At 54.1% G+C, this 16,632-nt stretch carries 14 protein-coding genes; 1 reads left to right on the top strand and 13 read right to left on the bottom strand.

Annotated features, from left to right (window positions below):
- Window positions 1-70: 70 nt before the first annotated feature.
- The 11 genes from E1757_RS07600 to E1757_RS07550 all read right to left on the bottom strand — a co-directional run bounded on the left by E1757_RS07600 (window position 71) and on the right by E1757_RS07550 (window position 11,422).
- Window positions 71-2,986: a PA14 domain-containing protein gene (locus E1757_RS07600; protein WP_133226304.1), complete on the bottom strand. Its 2,916-nt coding sequence runs from the start codon at window positions 2,984-2,986 to the stop codon at window positions 71-73.
- A 126-nt stretch (window positions 2,987-3,112) separates the two neighbouring features.
- The gene (locus tag E1757_RS07595) at window positions 3,113-3,433 is read right to left on the bottom strand and encodes an RNA-binding protein (RefSeq protein WP_133226302.1); all 321 of its coding nucleotides are present in this window, start codon (window positions 3,431-3,433) and stop codon (window positions 3,113-3,115) included.
- Window positions 3,434-3,525: 92 nt separating this feature from the next.
- Window positions 3,526-4,110, bottom strand: a complete 585-nt coding sequence (ssuE, locus tag E1757_RS07590) for an NADPH-dependent FMN reductase (RefSeq protein WP_133226300.1) — start codon at window positions 4,108-4,110, stop codon at window positions 3,526-3,528.
- A 186-nt stretch (window positions 4,111-4,296) separates the two neighbouring features.
- Complete coding sequence (locus E1757_RS07585; RefSeq protein WP_133226298.1) at window positions 4,297-4,500, bottom strand: YezD family protein; 204 nt, start codon at window positions 4,498-4,500, stop codon at window positions 4,297-4,299.
- 55 nt (window positions 4,501-4,555) lie between these two features.
- Entirely contained in the window at window positions 4,556-5,365 is an 810-nt protein-coding gene (locus tag E1757_RS07580; RefSeq protein WP_133226296.1) for an alpha/beta hydrolase, read from the bottom strand.
- Window positions 5,366-5,499: 134 nt separating this feature from the next.
- A complete protein-coding gene (locus E1757_RS07575; RefSeq protein WP_133226294.1) occupies window positions 5,500-6,561 on the bottom strand; it encodes a sulfate/molybdate ABC transporter ATP-binding protein in 1,062 nt (353 codons plus the stop codon).
- A 6-nt stretch (window positions 6,562-6,567) separates the two neighbouring features.
- Complete coding sequence (gene cysW / locus E1757_RS07570; protein WP_133226292.1) at window positions 6,568-7,455, bottom strand: sulfate ABC transporter permease subunit CysW; 888 nt, start codon at window positions 7,453-7,455, stop codon at window positions 6,568-6,570.
- A 29-nt stretch (window positions 7,456-7,484) separates the two neighbouring features.
- The gene (cysT, locus tag E1757_RS07565) at window positions 7,485-8,321 is read right to left on the bottom strand and encodes a sulfate ABC transporter permease subunit CysT (RefSeq protein ID WP_133226290.1); all 837 of its coding nucleotides are present in this window, start codon (window positions 8,319-8,321) and stop codon (window positions 7,485-7,487) included.
- A gap of 65 nt (window positions 8,322-8,386) precedes the next feature.
- On the bottom strand, window positions 8,387-9,484 hold the full coding sequence (locus E1757_RS07560; protein ID WP_133226288.1) for a sulfate ABC transporter substrate-binding protein: 1,098 nt from the start codon (window positions 9,482-9,484) through the stop codon (window positions 8,387-8,389).
- Window positions 9,485-9,768: 284 nt separating this feature from the next.
- Window positions 9,769-10,227, bottom strand: a complete 459-nt coding sequence (locus E1757_RS07555) for a Fur family transcriptional regulator (protein ID WP_133226286.1) — start codon at window positions 10,225-10,227, stop codon at window positions 9,769-9,771.
- Window positions 10,228-10,288: 61 nt separating this feature from the next.
- Window positions 10,289-11,422 (bottom strand): CobW family GTP-binding protein, encoded by a 1,134-nt coding sequence (locus tag E1757_RS07550; protein WP_133226284.1) that lies wholly within the window; start codon window positions 11,420-11,422, stop codon window positions 10,289-10,291.
- Between the two features lie 361 nt (window positions 11,423-11,783).
- On the opposite strand from E1757_RS07550, the gene E1757_RS07545 reads away from it, so the two are divergent.
- Window positions 11,784-13,133, top strand: coding sequence for an N-acyl-D-glucosamine 2-epimerase (locus tag E1757_RS07545; protein WP_133226282.1), 1,350 nt, complete (start codon window positions 11,784-11,786; stop codon window positions 13,131-13,133).
- A 192-nt stretch (window positions 13,134-13,325) separates the two neighbouring features.
- Here E1757_RS07545 and E1757_RS07540 read toward each other — a convergent pair whose 3' ends face one another.
- The gene (locus E1757_RS07540) at window positions 13,326-13,739 is read right to left on the bottom strand and encodes a DUF4395 domain-containing protein (RefSeq protein ID WP_133226280.1); all 414 of its coding nucleotides are present in this window, start codon (window positions 13,737-13,739) and stop codon (window positions 13,326-13,328) included.
- A gap of 41 nt (window positions 13,740-13,780) precedes the next feature.
- Window positions 13,781-16,222, bottom strand: coding sequence for a type IA DNA topoisomerase (locus tag E1757_RS07535; RefSeq protein ID WP_133226278.1), 2,442 nt, complete (start codon window positions 16,220-16,222; stop codon window positions 13,781-13,783).
- Window positions 16,223-16,632 lie beyond the last annotated feature (410 nt).

The following is a 16,632-nucleotide window of genomic DNA, read 5'->3' as shown; positions in this document are numbered from 1 at the left end:
GTTTAAAAGCGTGCAAAAAACCGGCTGCCTCTGCAACAAGAGGAGCCGGTTTTTTGCTTTTATCGCGACATTACGGCGCCTGCTGCGGCTCGCCGGCCATCGGGGTTTCAGCGTACATGACCCCGGCCCGGTCAAAGCTCCAGAACGGGAAACGGGTCCAAATGCTATTGCCTTCGCTGAATTCCAGCCTGACCCCGTCGCCCTCCTTCATGCCTTCCAGCGGAATCGAGGCCTTTTCCCCTTTAACGACCGGCATTGAGATCGCCTTCGATTCCGGTACCTCCGCCGCGATAATGTCTTTTTGCTGACTGGCGCTCGACCAATATACTTCGGCGCTATGGTTGTTGGACCATTCGTTGAAATACGTAAATTCCAGGTTATACGACTTGCCCGCTGTCAAATCGAGCTTGACGATGCCTCTGTTGTCTTTGCCGTCGAACACAAGCTCGCCGTTCAGCCGCAGCTTCGCATTATGAACATTCCCGGCAGTAATAAATAATGTATACGGCTCGGAATACTTCGGTTGAACGGTCCCTGTCCATTTCCACGCTCCCGGGCTTGAAAAAGCTTGATACAGCTGGTTGGACTCGGAAGCTTCCACCAGAGCGGAGAACGTTTTATCCGTGTAGCGTTCGAACTTGAACATCCCGCCGGAGCGCGCCGGGTATTTCCCGAAGGTGGCGCGTACGGTGCCGCTTGCGCTTGGCGTGAAGGAAACGGCACCGCCGGTTGCCGTCTTTTCCAGCAGCGGCTGCTGCATCACCGGACCGTCCTCCGCTTCTTCGATCAGCAGAATCCTCGGATAATCGACGCTCTGGACATTGACCGTTAAAGTCGAGCCGTCCGCGCTTGCCGCCTCCAACGGAACGGTCGTATCTTGAATCGGGTCGTAGACGGACAGCTTCGCGTTCGCGCCCAGGACGTTGGACAACGTGAGCTCGAACTGCTGCTCCGGCATGTTGTAGCGACCGGTATCGAGCGGGTCCCGATCTTTATCCCAGTCATGCAGCGAATTCCGCGTGACCACATAGTAGCCGACGGCAAACTTGTGGTCGTTCAGCTGGTAGGGCAATACGGCAAATTCATCGCGGTGGTAAACGGTCGGATGCGCAGCCGTTCCGTCCCCTTCGAACACAAGCCGCGGCTTGTATTCGACCAGCTTATCTACCTTAAGCGGCCTTGGAGTCGATACCGGTTCCCCGGTTTTCATCAGCCGGGTCAGGGCGGCAAGCGCCGCAACCTGTGAACCGGCTTCGGCGCGGACGGCATCCGTCAGCACATAATTGTCCTCTTTCAGCTTCGCATAAAACGATTCGGGAATGAAAGCAAAGCCGGTATCGCTGCTTTTGGCTGCATATAAATTCATCGTGCTCAGCCCTTTATGGCTGCTGAACACATATTGACGCAGCACGCTTTTCGCTGCCAAATCATGCATCAGCGTGCGAAGTCGGACATCGTCGCGACCCGCGCCCGTCTGCTCCATGAGCTGTTTGGCGAAATCCTCCTTGAAGAAGCCGGTCTCCGTCATCCACAGTTGCGGCGTTACGCCGCGACCCGGACTCGCATTCCGAAAATGGCCGGTATACGGGCTCGGAAACGGCACGGTATCCCGGCTTACGCTTTCCGTCTGATAAACGGCCCACCACAGCTCGGGATAGGCGGCAATATGCGCCGGCGTAAAAAAGCTGCCCTCCAACGTACGATCCTCATTGTTCGGGTCCTGCACGCCGTCACGATTGCCCTGCGCGTCCTGATAACGTTGCGTCGGACTTTGATAGGCCGATTTCGAGCCCGGAGCAATGAGCGATTTGACCTGATCATAGCCATTGTAATAGTGCCGGCTGTAGCCGGTTTGCCCCTGCCACATCATCGACCCGTCATCCCAGGGACGCTGGTTGGAGAAGCCGTTGATCACACGAACGCCCGGCAGCCCGTTATCCGGGTTTTGCACGTAATCGATCGTCATCGGCAGCAGCACCTCGCCGCCGGTTTGCGTTCTGCCGTCCTTCGTGTAGCTTATAGGATCCTTCGCAAACTCCAGATCAGGCTCGTAATATTCGTTAATATTCATAAAATGATACCCGAATGAAAATTCGTTCCACACTTCGATATCGAAGCCTGCGTCCTCGGTTCCGTCCGTTCCCAGGCTTGCCTTGGCGGCATTTGTAACGGTCGTTACATATTTCATCCATCCGTCGAGCGTTTCCTGCGATGCGGGATTCGGCGTTCCGTCCTTAAAGACAGGCGGCGAAAACGGCTGATACTTGAGCTTGGAAATTTCGGTCTTGCCTGCGGGCAAATCTTGGGGGAGGGGAGCGGAAAGCGTCGCTTTGCCGGTCTGCGGATCGAATTCCGTAATAATCGGATACATCATGAAGCCGTAGTTGGTAAACCCGGTATATTTGGGGCGGATCGTTTCCTTCAGTTCCTTGAAATAGACGGTCCGGTCGCCCGCTTTGGCCGGTTTTAGCACTTCCACCTGAACGCCGGCGCGCGGGTTTGGAGCTCCGGAGTTGAAATTCAGCAAAATCAGCGGCCGAATCCGATGCTTCTGCATGGCCTGCAGCAAAGCTTTCAGCCGATCGTAATTCGCCGCCTTCATTGCGGTGTCGTCGTAATAGTCAATGCTGTCCCAGCCTATTTCAATACGGCCGGAACGAATCCCCGCTTCCTCCAGGATTTGCGCGGTGGCCTCCGCTTCCGGCGCATTGACGTTAAAATTGATGCCCAATCCATCCAAGTACTTTTGCGCGCTCCAGGTGTCCATATAGCTGCGCCATGGATTTCTGAAAAAATTGCGGAATCCATAAGGCACCTCGCCCTGCACCGCATCCACGTACGGACCTGCGAGCTCGGCCTTTTCCGTCGTACCGTCCCATGTCCCGATCCGGTTCAGCTTTTGCTCCGTATCCGGATTGGCGGACCAACTGAAGCCGGTGCAGGCGATGCTCAGCGTAAGCAGCCATGGCATCACTTTTTTAGACATTGCCCTATCACTCCCTCCTATAATTTGGAAATGAGCATATCTAAAAACAGTTTACCATTTTTTATCCTGCACACAAGCATTTATCCGAAATAAGCCTGCGTGTTTGCAGCGTAACGGAAATCGGCTTCAAGCGTGCAAAAACAGCTGCTTGGGCAAATGAATGAAATCATGAAGCTGCTTCGTTAATCCGCCCTTACCGAAACGGAGAATAGGGCCCCGATGCTCCGCCCCGTGCTTTTCTTTGAAATCGTTCAAAAACGCAAGGGTCAACGCCCGCCGGCTTAAAATATCGCGGTAGCCAAAATCGTACAGCCATTGATCGATGGTGTTGTAAATACCCCGATTCAAGCCGAATGTCTGCTGGCAGTAGGCCACGAACCTGATGTCGGGCCAATGCTGCACCCCGGAATCAATTAAGGCCGGATCCATAGCATGTTCAGCACTCATTGAAATCAGCTCCTCTTCATGGAAGTTGAAAAAAGACAGTCACGCTATGCGGAAGGCGCTTCTGCATAACGGAACCGCCGGTCAATCGTGATTTACGCCAGCGCGACGCCGGCACCGCTCGGATCGCCGAGCGGCTGTTTATCCGCTCTCCATACCGTCTCCTGAATAAACGTCCCGGCCACCTTCGATAACCTATGCTCAATCTCATCCTGCAGCCTGAAGCTGCCATCCTCAAGGCGTTCCACCTGCGTATCCAGTATATACGCTCCGGCCAATATGTGATGCGCCCCCAGCGCCGACAGCACAGGCTTGAACGAATGGTCGATAGCCAGCAGATGTGCAATGGTGCCTCCGATAGCAATCGGCAAAACGATTTTTCCTTCAAGCCCTTTTTGCGGAATCAGATCGAGAAAGCTTTTCAGAACACCGGTATACGCCGCTTTATATATCGGCGATGCGACGATTACGGCATCCGCTTCGGCAATGACTCGGTTGGCTTCAACGATAGCCGGACTGTCGAAACGGGAATAAACGAGATCCTCGGGTGCCAAATCTCTAACCCGAATCCAATGGACGTCCAAACCTGCCAATTCCGCCGTTTGTCCAATCCTGTTCAATACGCCTTCAAGCCTCGATGAAGCCGAAGGGCTGCCTGAAATTACTGCTATACGTGCCATTCGAAACACTCCTTATCCATTATTTATATTGAAACCGGCAGCAATCAAGGATAAACGGCTTCGCCGTCCTCCGGGATCGGACGCGTTTGTCAACAAAAAAAGACTTCCCGCAGTGACGCGGCATCAATGCGCGCCCATCCGCTTCAGGAAGCCTCCGGCCGTCCGGTAGACTTGAAACCGACTTGGTTATTTCGACCTGGTCTGCTTGCCATCCGCAGCGTCCCGGTCGCGCAAAGCGGCTTCCGATTCAAAACGTTTGCGTTCCGTACGTTCGATCTGAACAATTCTCCCGTCGTGTACGACAATTTGTACAGTTCCGTATTCAAGTCCATTCACCGAATTCAAAATGCGTTGATTCCACACTTCGTCAATTATCAATGGCTTTGCCATAGCGAATCCCTCCATTTTTTCCGATGAGTATACTTGGTTTATAAATTAAAAAAATTTAAATCGTCCAATCATGCCAATCGTTCTTGCGCTTCTCAATTGACTCCAGCCAATTCGCGGTTGCCGAAACTAATTGCCGGTAAGCCTGACTTGAAGAATAGGTATGATCCGCCTGGAAAATAATCTCTTTATCGCACTGCCCCTGCGATCTCATCCAAAACAGCTTCTGGTACAAAAAGCAGTAATCGACTGGAATGACATCGTCATTCGTACCGTGGATAACCAATGCGTCCCCGTTAAATTTACGGGTTTGCTCAAACGGCTGATGACGCGGCAGCGATTCGAAAAAAGACGGTGTGAACGAATAGCCCAAGTAGTCGGCACTCCCGTATTGCACCGCTTCCTCGTACAATTTTTTGCCGGTTATTTTCAAAATATCATTGAATGGATGGGCCACGGCCGACCATAGGACAAGCGTTTTGATCCGTTTATCGCGCGCCGCCGTCAAAACAGCAACAGCCCCGCCCAGACTGTGGCCCAATAAAATGACTCGGGCAGGATCCACACAATCAATACCCGTTACGTAATCGATAACGCTTCTGGTTTGATCGATTAACGAGTCCAGTCCCCCTGCGCCATAATCTCCGGTACTTTCCCCGCAACCCGCATAATCGAATCGGAGCACCATATACCCCTGCTCGCTAAAATCGCGGGCGGCTTTAATGAATAGCCGGTCGACTCCGATTCGATTGCCGATAAAGCCGTGGGCAATAATGATGACCGGATTTTTCGACCCGGTGGCGGCAGGATAGTGGAGAGTCGCCGCAAGCTCGGCGTCATCGCATTTGATCGTAATCTGGTGTTCCATGGCAACTCATCCTTTCCTAAAAGTATCCGGTGCATACATGCCCGCTGAGGCGGGTGGATCATGGTTTCGATCCTGACGCTTCTTAGCACGATTCCGCTCTCTCCGCTTCTCCTTCACCGGACTCCCATGTTTTCTTAAATATGAACGGGCAACGGATCGGTTTTCAGGCTGTTTTCCACCGTACGGTGCTCTTGACCGTTAAACATATAGACGCGATGGATCAGCACATGAACCGGGTCCGACAATTTTAGTGTATCCAATTCCATGGAACGGTAGGCATTCAGCTTTTGACCATTGACTTCGACCTCCACCTGCCAATGGGTGCCGCGGAAATAAATGTTGGTGACCGTGCCGAACTCGGCTGCGGAAAGAACCGAAATTTCATTCGGATAACCGACTTCGATATATTCGGGCCGAATGATCGCCTTGGTCGGCTTCAGCTCCGCCTGCGTGAAGCCTTTGAACTTGCCGATATGTTCCACCTGATTCGACTCCCCGATAAAGCCTGCGACAAACGGTGTCTGAGGATGCTGGTAAATGTCGATCGGCGAACCTTTTTGTTCAAGTATGCCATGGTTGATAATCATAATCTCGTCGGCTACCTCGACGGCTTCTTCCTGATCATGCGTTACGAATATGGTCGTAATGCCTACGCGGTTGATCATCTCCTTCAGCCAGGTGCGAAGCTCCTTGCGCACTTTGGCGTCAATCGCCGCGAACGGTTCATCCAGCAGCAGCAGCTGCGGCTCAGGGGCAATCGCCCTGGCGAACGCGACCCGCTGACGCTGGCCGCCGGACAGTTGATGCGGCAGCCGCTTTTCCAAGCCTTTCAAGCCGGTTAATTCGATCAGCTCGCTGACGCGCGACGCAATTTCCTGCTTGCTCCGCTTTTGTACGGCCAGGCCGAATGCAATATTATCATGCACGCTCATATGACGGAACAACGCGTAGTTCTGGAACACAAAGCCGATTCCGCGTTCCTGCGGCGGCAGGTTGTTGACTTTTTTGCCGTGAAACAGGATGTCGCCCGAATCCGGCTCCTCCAGCCCGGCCAGCATCCGCAGGATGGTCGTTTTTCCGCCGCCGCTCGGACCGAGCAGTCCGATCAGCTTTCCTTTTTCGATCTCGAAGCTGATGTCCTTGGTAGCTTGAAAGCTGCCGAAGCTTTTCGTCAAATGTTTAGCTACAATATGCATGCTCCCCTACTCCCCTTCCCGCTGATGCTGCTGTCTGTCGTGCTTCCATTCGATAAAGCTTTTGACGATCAACGTTACGACGGCCAATAACACCAACAAAGAGGCCATCGCGAACGAACCGGCAAAATTGTATTCGTTGTACAAAATTTGAATGTGCAGCGGCATCGTGTTCGTCGAGCCCCGGATGTGGCCCGATACGACCGACACAGCTCCGAATTCGCCCATCGCCCGCGCATTGCATAAAATTATGCCGTACAAAAGCCCCCACTTGATATTCGGCAGCGTCACTTTCCAAAAAATACGCCAGCCTCGGGCTCCGAGCGTAACTGCGGCTTCCTCCTCCTGCACGCCCTGCGCCTGCATAAGCGGCAGCAGCTCTCTGGCGACAAACGGGAATGTTACAAATACGGTGGCCAGGACGATTCCCGGGAGCGCAAAAATGATTTTGATATCATGCTCCGCCAGCCATGGGCCGAACCAGCCCTTGGCGCCGAACAATAACACATAAATAAGACCGGAAATTACAGGCGATACGGCAAACGGCAAATCGATCAGCGTGATCAGTACATTTTTACCTTTAAATTTGAACTTGGTGATCGCCCACGCTGCCGATAAGCCGAACAGCAAATTCAAGGGCACCGCGATTGCGGCTGTCAGCAAGGTCAACCGGATTGCCGAAGCGGCGTCCGGATCGGTCAGCGCCTTGAAATACACCTCGGTCCCTTTGCGGAACGCTTCGACAAACACGGAAACAAGCGGCAAAACAAGCAGAAAACCGAGAAACAATAAGGCAATGCCAATTAAAATCCATTTTACGACCGTCGGTTCGGTAATGTGCTTCGGTCTGTCTAACGCACGCGAACCTGCTTTAACGGTTGCCACATATCCGGCCATTGGGTCTCCTCCTGAATCGGTAACTTCGCTTATGCGGTTGTGTTGAAGCGGTTCGCCCGCCACTGCAAATAGTTAATGACAAGCAGCATAAGGAAAGAAATCACAAGCATGACGAGCGCGATCGAGGTCGCGCCGGCGTAGTCGTACTGCTCCAGCTTCGTCATAATGAGCAGCGGCGCAATTTCCGTTTTCATCGGCATATTGCCCGAGATAAATACGACGGAACCGTATTCGCCGACGGCTCTTGCAAAAGCAAGCGTAAACCCCGTCAGCAGAGGCGGCAGCAGCTGAGGGAAAATGACCCGGGTAAACGTCCGCCACCTGCGGGCCCCGAGACTGACGGCCGCCTCCTCCAATTCTTTCTCCAGCTCCAGCACAACCGGCTGCAGCGTCCGCACGACAAACGGGATGCCGATAAACGTTAAGGCGAGCATAATCCCGAACGGCGTATAAGCCAATTTGATGCCGAGCGGCTCGAGCAGGCTGCCCACCCAGCCGTTTTTGGAATAAATGGTCGTCAGCGCGATACCGGCTACCGCCGTCGGCAGCGCAAACGGAAGATCGACAAGCGCATCGACAAACCGTTTGCCCGGAAACGAATACCTCGCCAGCACCCAGGCCACGACAAATCCGAAAACCGTATTGACCAGGGCAGCGCCGATCGCCGTGCCAAAGCTGATCTTATAAGAAGCGACAACGCGCGCATCCGTGATGGTGTGCCAGAACTGCTCCCAGCTAAGACCGGACGTTTTAATAAATATTGCAGATAAAGGAAACAGTACGATCAGGCTGAGGTACATGACGGTAAAGCCCATGGTCAGCCCGAAACCAGGTAATATACTGCGCTCTTTCCAACCTTTAGCCATGGATTTCTCTCCTCTGACGCTTTGGCTCGACACATTTCGCAAGCATGCTTTGAGTCATAGTTTGCTTACGGTTTATAAATCTGATCGAAGACGCCGCCGTCGCTGAAATGGGTTTTCTGTGTTTTCGTCCAGCCGCCGAACGGTTCGTCGTCAATGGTGAACAGATTGATTTTGCCGAATTGCGCTTCGTACTTCTTCGCTACCGATTCCAGTCGCGGACGGTAATAGTTTTTCGCGGCGATTGTCTGGCCTTCCTCGGTGTACAAGTATTCCAAATACGCCTGCGCCACCTCGCGCGTTCCTTTCTTGTCTACCACTTTATCGACGACCGCTACCGGAGGCTCCGCCAGCACGCTTAGCGACGGGGTTACAATTTCGTATTTGTCTTTGCCGAACTCATTGATCGACAGGTAAGCTTCGTTCTCCCAAGCGATCAGCACATCGCCGATACCGCGCTGGACGAACGTCGTTGTCGAATCGCGCGCGCCGGAATCCAGCACAGGCACGTTTTTAAACAGCTTTTGCACGAAATCTTTCGCTTTGGCTTCGTCCTTGCCGAACTTTTGGTAAGCATAGCCCCAGGCCGCGATGTAATTCCAACGGGCGCCGCCGGACGTTTTCGGATTTGGCGTGATCACTTCGACACCCGGCTTAATCAGATCGTCCCAATCTTTAATGCCTTTCGGATTTCCTTTCTTGACGAGAAATACGATCGTCGACGTGTAGGGCGTGCTGTTCTGCTTCAGCTTCTTTTGCCAATCCGGCTGGATCAGTCCGGCCTGCTGGATCGCATCGATATCATAGGCCAGGGCCAGTGTCGCCACATCCGCTTCCAAGCCATCGATAATCGAGCGGCCTTGCTTGCCGGAACCGCCGTGAGACGCTTTAACGGTTACGGTTTGGCCTGTTTTATCTTTCCAATAAGCTGCAAACGCTTTGTTGTATTCCTGGTACAATTCGCGCGTCGGATCATAAGATACATTTAAAAGTTCAACGGCCGGCTTGGCTGCCGCCGGTTTGGCATCAGGCGCCGCTCCGGGAGCCGTACCTCCCGCCGAGGGCGTACCCGAACCGCCGCCGCAGGCGCTGAGACCTAGCAATGATAAACTGACTAAACTAAGGACGGACCACTTTTTCCAATTCAACAGGCTTCTGTTTGACATATCGAATTCTCCCCTCGAAATAACGCAACTGTATAATAACTTCTAATCGCATATGTTAACTTGGTTTTAAAGCCTGTTTGATTCTCCGGTGGTCCGGTTGATATTAACTTTAATTCCGATGCGATTACTTTGTTTTTATAAACAGTATATTATCATCGCCTAGTATTGGTGTCAATCGTTTTTTTACATCATTTTCTAATATTCGGCAACTGGAAAAAAGACGAAAAAAGCCTCCGGACAGAGGCTTCGCATTGACAGGTTTATGGCGTATCGGATACCCGATATCAGGAGTGCGCTTCGTGCGGAAGCTTGGCGCAATCGCTGCAATAACCGAATATTTCAAACCGGTGGTTCATAATTTGAAAATCGTCCGGCAGCTGCGGCACGAATTTCATTGGACAATATTCAAAGGTTACGGTTTTCTCGCACTGTACACAGATCATATGATGGTGGTGATGGGATTGGCAGCGGGCGCGGAATTTAAGCCCATCGTTCAAATAAAACTGCTCCAGCACTCCCATCTCACTTAAAAGGCGCAAATTCCGGTAAACCGTATCAAAACTGACGCCCGGATATTTCTGGCGCATCGATTCATAGACATCCTTCGGAGACAGGTAGCCTTCCGCCTCAGCGAACAACATGGCCAAGCTTTTGCGCTGATCCGTTATTCGCCAGCCTTTGGCAGACATCGCATTCACCATTTCTTGAACCGTTTCTTGCAGATCGTGCTCATGATTTCCCATCGTTTATCCCTCGATTTACGCTTCGTTCTTAGTCTAATAATGCCTTATAAGCCGGCGGGAGTCAATCTTTTTGCACTGCCGCCGCCCGCTCCAGCGCTTCCAATTCCGCAGCAAGCCGCTGTCTGGAAAAGTGTTCCCCGATAAATACGGCTACAATCGGAAGCTCGTCTTTGGGCGCAATTTTTACAAAATCCATTTCGCGGTAAGCATATTGAAACATGAAAGGGCTCGCCGTATCCGTAAACCGCAAAATGCCCTTGGCCCGGTACACGTTGGCCGGAAGCTTGCCGATCAGCGTCTCGAACTGCTCGCTGTCGACCGGTCCATGAAAGTAATGGGTATACACCATCACATGATCGTGAGAATGATGCAGAACCGCATTGTCATTGTCGGAGCGAGCTTCATGCACGTCATGACTGCAATGATCGTCGTGGACGTGATGGTCGTGATGTTCATGATGATGACCGCTGCAGGCGTGATGGCCGCAATCGTCATGCTCGCTTGCCTGACGGCTGCGTTCTTGATTATCGGACTCGGAACCCTCTGCGATATGACGGATGGGCAGCCTGCCGTCACCGCCCGCCGCGTCGTCCAGCCGATCGAACTCCGTTATATCCATCTGGCAGCGGACCGTTGCGGTTACGGGTGCGACCGGATTCCATTCCCGGATCACTCGTTGAAGCTCCGCCAGCTCGACAGCGGACACCAGGTCAGATTTGTTCAAAATAAGCAGCGTCGCGCAGCGGATCTGCTCCTGCATCAGCCTGTATGTCTTGCCAACTCCTTTATTGTGCCGCTCCAGCAGCTGTGCCGCGTCAACGACGGTAATAACCGACTTCAGCTCCAGCTCGGTGAGCAGCGACGCATCGGTAACGCCGTCCAGCATTTCCATCGGATTGGCCGCGCCCGTACATTCAACGAAAATAACGTCGGGCTTATGCTCCAGAACCAATTCTCTCAGCTCCAAGCCCAAATCGCCGCGTATCGTACAGCAAATACAGCCGCTCAGCATTTCCGTCATCGGCACGTCATCTTCGACGAGCATACCGTCCAGATTAACGTCGCCAAGCTCATTCATCAAAACGGCAGGCTTTCTGCCGCTTTCTTTGTAATAATCGAGCGCTTGGGTTAACAGGGTTGTTTTGCCGCTGCCCAAAAAACCGGATAATATATGAACAGGTACCGCTTGCTTCATCGGTTTCTCTCCTTAAAGGGTGACTGTCGTAAAGCTTGCTCCGCAAGCTGCGGCTGCATCGGGCCGTTTAGTAAAATTGTAGCCCTGACGCCGAAAAATGTCAAATTAAGAGTAATAATTACTATTACAATCCTGAAATGCGAGCTTGCAAAAAATAACCGTCTTCTTTTTTGCCGCAAGCCTACATAAAAGCATACTATATAAGTTGAACCAAAGAATAAGTTGAACCAAAGAAAATCCGAGATAAACCTGATGAAATGGAAAAAGGGAATGGTCTTGCCGGTGAGTTTTCTCAATAATCAAACGGTTGGCATTTGCATGACCGGTGAGACCGGCGAGAACAAGAACTGGAGGGATGATGATGGAACGTCTTCTGGGATCGTCGATTCAGATCGACCCTACCTTCGCTTATTACCGGGGCCGGTCCGCCTCCAGCATTGCCGATGAGCTGGAGCTGGCCGGCTACCGCGTTATCCATTACTTCGTAACCGACGAAACGAAGGTGGACGGCGAGCTGATCGGCCATTTCCGCCAACGGGGCTTGGCCGTCTGGGCAATGGTGCTCGGCAATGGGACTTATACGACCGGACATTTGCCTAAGGACTGGCCGGAATGGCAAATGACGCTGTTAAAGCCGGTTCATGACGGTTACTTCCGACTCTCTCCGTTCAGCTACCGGTATGTGGCCTGGAAAAAGCAGGCGCTAGCGAAGCTCGTTCGGACGTATCCGTTTGACGGCCTGGAGGTGGCTGAGCCTTATTTCCCGGAATGGAACGGACTTTCAAACGGCGTGTACGGGGATGTAGGTCCCTATGCCAGAGCTGCCTTCAAGCAGCGGTACGGCTCCGATATTCCCGATTTCAAGCACCGCTCCAGTCCCAATTATTATAAAAACAATCCGATTCTTTATCGCCAATGGATCGAATTCAGAGTTGGGGCGGTCAACCGGTTTCTGTTCGAGCTGATTAACGGCGAAGGAGGCGTCAGGCAGGCGAACCCCGACATCCGCATCGCCACCTGGTCGCTTGGCGTTCACGCCGGGCCCGATTCGGTGGAAAAGCTGCGTGAATTTCAAGGACTGGATGCCGCCGCGATGATTTCGACCGTACGGCCCGACGTCCATTTCATTCAGACCCATTGGCCGGATTGGATGAGACCTATGCTAAAAGCGGATTATTGCAAATATTATGAACCGTTCGTTGCCAAAATCCGCGAGCTTCACCCGCATATCCCGCTTGGCGTGCAGGCCGATATCGGGTCGCTCAAGCGCATGCGGCGCAGCCGCAAATGGCTCGACGATTTCGCCAGCACAGCCGGCAAGCTCGGCTATGCGACCTGGACCGCTTACGAATACCATCTCGGCAAATATATGTACGATGAACCGCCGCGGCCTGTAGACTCCGAGCGGATCGGGGCGGACCGGCTGCTCGTCCGGTTCCAGAAAAGAGTCGACGTGCCGCAGGGCGAACCGTCAGCCGGTATGTTTCAAATCGTGCAGGACGGCAAGATAGACACCGAGCGGCCCGTCGAGGTCATCGAAACGGGCGGAGGCAACGTCCTGCTGTACTGCCGCCGCTTTCCGAAAAGCCCGTTTCAGCTTTTCATCAACAATGTGAAGGATACGCCCGGGCTGCTGCTGTTTCCCGGAGACCGGGCCAATGAAACGGCCCGGCCATGCATCATCGATATTGAGGCGGATGACGGGAAGTGAACTCGTTCAGCTTTGCAGAACATCGGGGAATCAGATGGGGACTCTACCCCACCTGATTCAAGGCCCACCTTAGAATGGGGGTCTTAACCCGATAAAGTCGTAATCGGATAAACGATAAACATATGATGAAGGAGATTGACCGGAATTCGATATCCGATTGCGCCGCCTACGAATATCGCTTGACCGGTCCTGCTAACGTTTGCGCGTACGGCTCTTGAACTGGTAGTACAGAAAGCAGCCGACGCAAAACCCGCAAATCGCGGCCAGCGCGGCGGCCGCGACCATGCCTGCGGCGATATAACCGGCAAGCGGCGAACGAAACACCCAGAAGCAGAGCACGGCGACCGTTAATAAAATAACGGCAAGCGAATTGTTGAACCGCTGGAGCTCGACGGCTTCCGTCGGTGCGCCTGCGGTTCTGGAGGCGAGCCATGGCATGGCGGCCTGTACGAACAGGTTGGCCCGAACGCCGCGCCATAAGCCGATGAGTTGAATCGCCCACAATGCCGCAATCAGCACCGGCTGTTGCAAAATGATGGCAAGAAGCACAAAAAGGACGATTCCGGTTTGATTCGCGCGGACGTACGGCACAGGAATTTCCTGCATAGGATCAGCACCTTTCTTTCTTTATTCATCTCCATGAACGGCTACCGTTCCGGCTGCAGCTCGCCGGTGTTTCTGTTCGTCAGGACGAGCCGGCCGCGGGTGACGTTTCCTCCGGCGTCCGTCAACGACAGGACGCCGCTCTTCCCCTGCTCGATCAGCCGGCGGGCGTCCTGCTCGGACAGCGCTGCGCCGCAGCTGTCCTTCCAGATAACAAAGCCGCAGCCGGCTTTGTAGGCCGTGCAGCCATAGCCGCGCTTGCCGGCTATGATGCGCCCGGCGCAGCCGGCCCGCGGGCAGGCCGCGATGCCCGCGCCAAGCGGCGGAGCCGCAGCCGCCCGCAGGGCGCCGCCCGGCGCGGGCCCGCCTGCGGAAGCCGCGCTGCGCAGCGTCGGCTCCGCCCCCGCAGGCGCAACGCCTGCGGCAAGCGCCTCGGCCGCGCTGTCGCGCTTGGCGCGCGTGCGCTTCGCCGGCACAGCTGCCGCGGCTGCGCTCTCAGCCGCGCTGTCGCGCTTGGCGCGTGTGCGCTTCGCCGGCGCCGTTGCCGAAGCTGCGCCCTCGGCCGCAGCGGCTCCGCCGGCGGTGCGCTTGCGCGTCCGCTTGGCTGCGCCCGCCGGCTGCGCCTCGCTCTCGAAGGCTTGCTTCGCCGCCTTCGACTGCACCCGAACCTTCTCGACGATCAGGTTCGTGAACTTCTTCACGTTCGCCATGAACGTGTCGTCCGAGGCGAGCCCGCGCGCGATTTCATTCAGCCGCCGCTCCCAATGTCCGGTCATCTCCGGCGAAGTCAGCAGATCGACCCCGGCTTGGCGAATCAGCTCGACCGCCGTGCGGCCCTTCTGCGTAATCGCGATGCGTTTTCCCTGCATCACGATGTAACCGACATGCTTGAGCCGCTCGATGACGGAAGCGCGCGTCGCCGGCGTGCCCAAGCCGGAGTCCTTCATCGCGTCGCGCAGCTCCTCGTCCTCGATCTGCTTGCCCGCGCCTTCCATCGCCTTCAGCAGCGTACCTTCGGTGTAAGCCTTCGGCGGCTGCGTCTCCTTCTCCTTGGCCGCAGCCTTGGTGCACAGCACACCGGATTCCGGCTGCAGCTGAAACGGAGTGCTGATTTCCTCCTCCGCCGTCTGCTCCTCGTCCTCCTGCTTGTCCGCCCTGCTCTTTGCTTTGGGCTTCTCTTTTTTCTGATCGGCATAGATCGCCTTCCAACCGACGGAAAGCAGCTGCTTGATCGTGCTTTTGAATGTTTCGTTCTCAACCGTGGTCACAACCGTATGCACCTTATATTCGGCGGCAGGATAAAAATGCGACAAAAACCGCCTGACGACCAGATCGTAAATATGCTGCTCGTCGGCAGAAAGTCCGCTCGCCTTTTTATGCGTAGGCAGAATGGCGTGGTGGTCCTCCACCTTGGCCGGATTGCAGACGGCCTTGTTGTTCTTATGAACGAACCGCTTCTCCGCGCCCGCCGCCAGCTCGTCATAAGCCGTACCGCGCAGCTGATCGAGCGCCCGGTGCATTTCGGGAATATTTTGCTCGTTGACGTAGTTCGAGTTGGTCCGCGGGTAGCTGATGACCTTATGCTTTTCGTACAGCGCCTGTGCCACATCGAGCGTTTTTTTCGCCGAAAACCCGTATCTCGCATTCGCCTCGCGCTGCAGAAGCGTCAAATCGTACAGCTTGAACGGATATTCCTTCGTATCCTTAATCTCGTAGCTGGCAATGGTTCCCGGCTTTTTCCGGCATTTGTCGACCAACGCCTTCGCTTTCTCGGGATCGGTCAGCCGTTCCCCCTGCCACATGCCTTTATACTCGGTATCGTCTTGTGTAAAGAAGGCTTCGACATCGTAAAATGTACTGGAGGTAAACGCCTCGATCTCTTTTTGCCGGTCGTACAAAATCGCCAGCACCGGCGTCTGTACGCGACCAACCGACAGCAGTACCTGGTGTCTGGTCGTAAAAGCGCGCGAGCCGTTCATCCCGATCAGCCAATCCGCCTCGCTTCGGGCGCGGGCCGCCTTGGTCAAATTGTCGTACTCGGTGCCTTCCCGCAGCTCGGCAAAGCCTTTGCGTATCGTCTCCGGCGTCAAATCGGAAATCCACAGCCGCTTGACCGGCTGGGCCAGCTTCAGATGCCGCTGAATCAATGAAAAAATATGCTGACCCTCGCGCCCCGCATCGCAGGCGTTCACCAGACGTTCCGCACGCTTCGCCAGGTCGGCGATGACTTTCAGCTGATCCTTCGTTTTCGCATTCGGCACCAGCTTGAAGCGGTCGGGAATAATCGGCAAATCTTGAAAATTCCATTTTTTGTATTTGTCGTCGTAAGCGTCCGGCTCGGCCAAACCGATCAAATGTCCGATCGCCCATGTGATAATATACTGCTCGCCTTCGATATAGGTCCGGAAATTTTTGGCCCTCGGATCGATCGCCGCCGCTATATTGCGCCCCATGTCGGGCTTTTCAGCTATAACAAGAGTTTTCAACCCATCTCGCTCCCCGGATCATAACTTGCATACATAAACATCGGTCACCCCTAAAAAGGGTGCACGGTATTAGAATAGCATAACTCGAGCGGCCATTTCGACCTCCCGTCTAAAAAAAAGCGTATACTGCATACAAAAATACCATCAAAAAAACCGGGCAGGCAATCACTCGATACGAAACCTTATCGTTTGCCCGATCCTTATCCCGCTAAACTTTCGCCAGTAAACTGCAGAAGCATTTTAGATACTCGTCCTTCATCCGAACCGCTTGCCCGGCCGCTTTTCCCGTTCAAAGTGAACTCATTCAGCTTTGCTGAACATCGGGGAATTAGATGGGGACTCTACCCCACCTGATTCAAGGTCCACCTTAGAGGCGGGGTCTTAACCCGATAAAGTCGTAATCGGATAAA

It is taken from the genome of Paenibacillus piri (genome assembly GCF_004354045.1).
In the GTDB taxonomy this organism is placed as follows: Bacteria; Bacillota; Bacilli; order Paenibacillales; family NBRC-103111; genus Paenibacillus_S; species Paenibacillus_S piri.
Note: the sequence above shows the minus strand (reverse complement) of the source record. Positions and strands in the feature narration are given on the sequence as shown.

What these genes read in the sequence shown, in the direction of transcription:
- E1757_RS07600 (WP_133226304.1), bottom strand. Translation starts at nt 2,986, where the DNA reads ATGTCTAAAAAAGTGATGCCATGGCTGCTTACGCTGAGCATCGCCTGC.
- E1757_RS07595 (WP_133226302.1), bottom strand. Translation starts at nt 3,433, where the DNA reads ATGAGTGCTGAACATGCTATGGATCCGGCCTTAATTGATTCCGGGGTG.
- ssuE (WP_133226300.1), bottom strand. Translation starts at nt 4,110, where the DNA reads ATGGCACGTATAGCAGTAATTTCAGGCAGCCCTTCGGCTTCATCGAGG.
- E1757_RS07585 (WP_133226298.1), bottom strand. Translation starts at nt 4,500, where the DNA reads ATGGCAAAGCCATTGATAATTGACGAAGTGTGGAATCAACGCATTTTG.
- E1757_RS07580 (WP_133226296.1), bottom strand. Translation starts at nt 5,365, where the DNA reads ATGGAACACCAGATTACGATCAAATGCGATGACGCCGAGCTTGCGGCG.
- E1757_RS07575 (WP_133226294.1), bottom strand. Translation starts at nt 6,561, where the DNA reads ATGCATATTGTAGCTAAACATTTGACGAAAAGCTTCGGCAGCTTTCAA.
- cysW (WP_133226292.1), bottom strand. Translation starts at nt 7,455, where the DNA reads ATGGCCGGATATGTGGCAACCGTTAAAGCAGGTTCGCGTGCGTTAGAC.
- cysT (WP_133226290.1), bottom strand. Translation starts at nt 8,321, where the DNA reads ATGGCTAAAGGTTGGAAAGAGCGCAGTATATTACCTGGTTTCGGGCTG.
- E1757_RS07560 (WP_133226288.1), bottom strand. Translation starts at nt 9,484, where the DNA reads ATGTCAAACAGAAGCCTGTTGAATTGGAAAAAGTGGTCCGTCCTTAGT.
- E1757_RS07555 (WP_133226286.1), bottom strand. Translation starts at nt 10,227, where the DNA reads ATGGGAAATCATGAGCACGATCTGCAAGAAACGGTTCAAGAAATGGTG.
- E1757_RS07550 (WP_133226284.1), bottom strand. Translation starts at nt 11,422, where the DNA reads ATGAAGCAAGCGGTACCTGTTCATATATTATCCGGTTTTTTGGGCAGC.
- E1757_RS07545 (WP_133226282.1), top strand. Translation starts at nt 11,784, where the DNA reads ATGGAACGTCTTCTGGGATCGTCGATTCAGATCGACCCTACCTTCGCT.
- E1757_RS07540 (WP_133226280.1), bottom strand. Translation starts at nt 13,739, where the DNA reads ATGCAGGAAATTCCTGTGCCGTACGTCCGCGCGAATCAAACCGGAATC.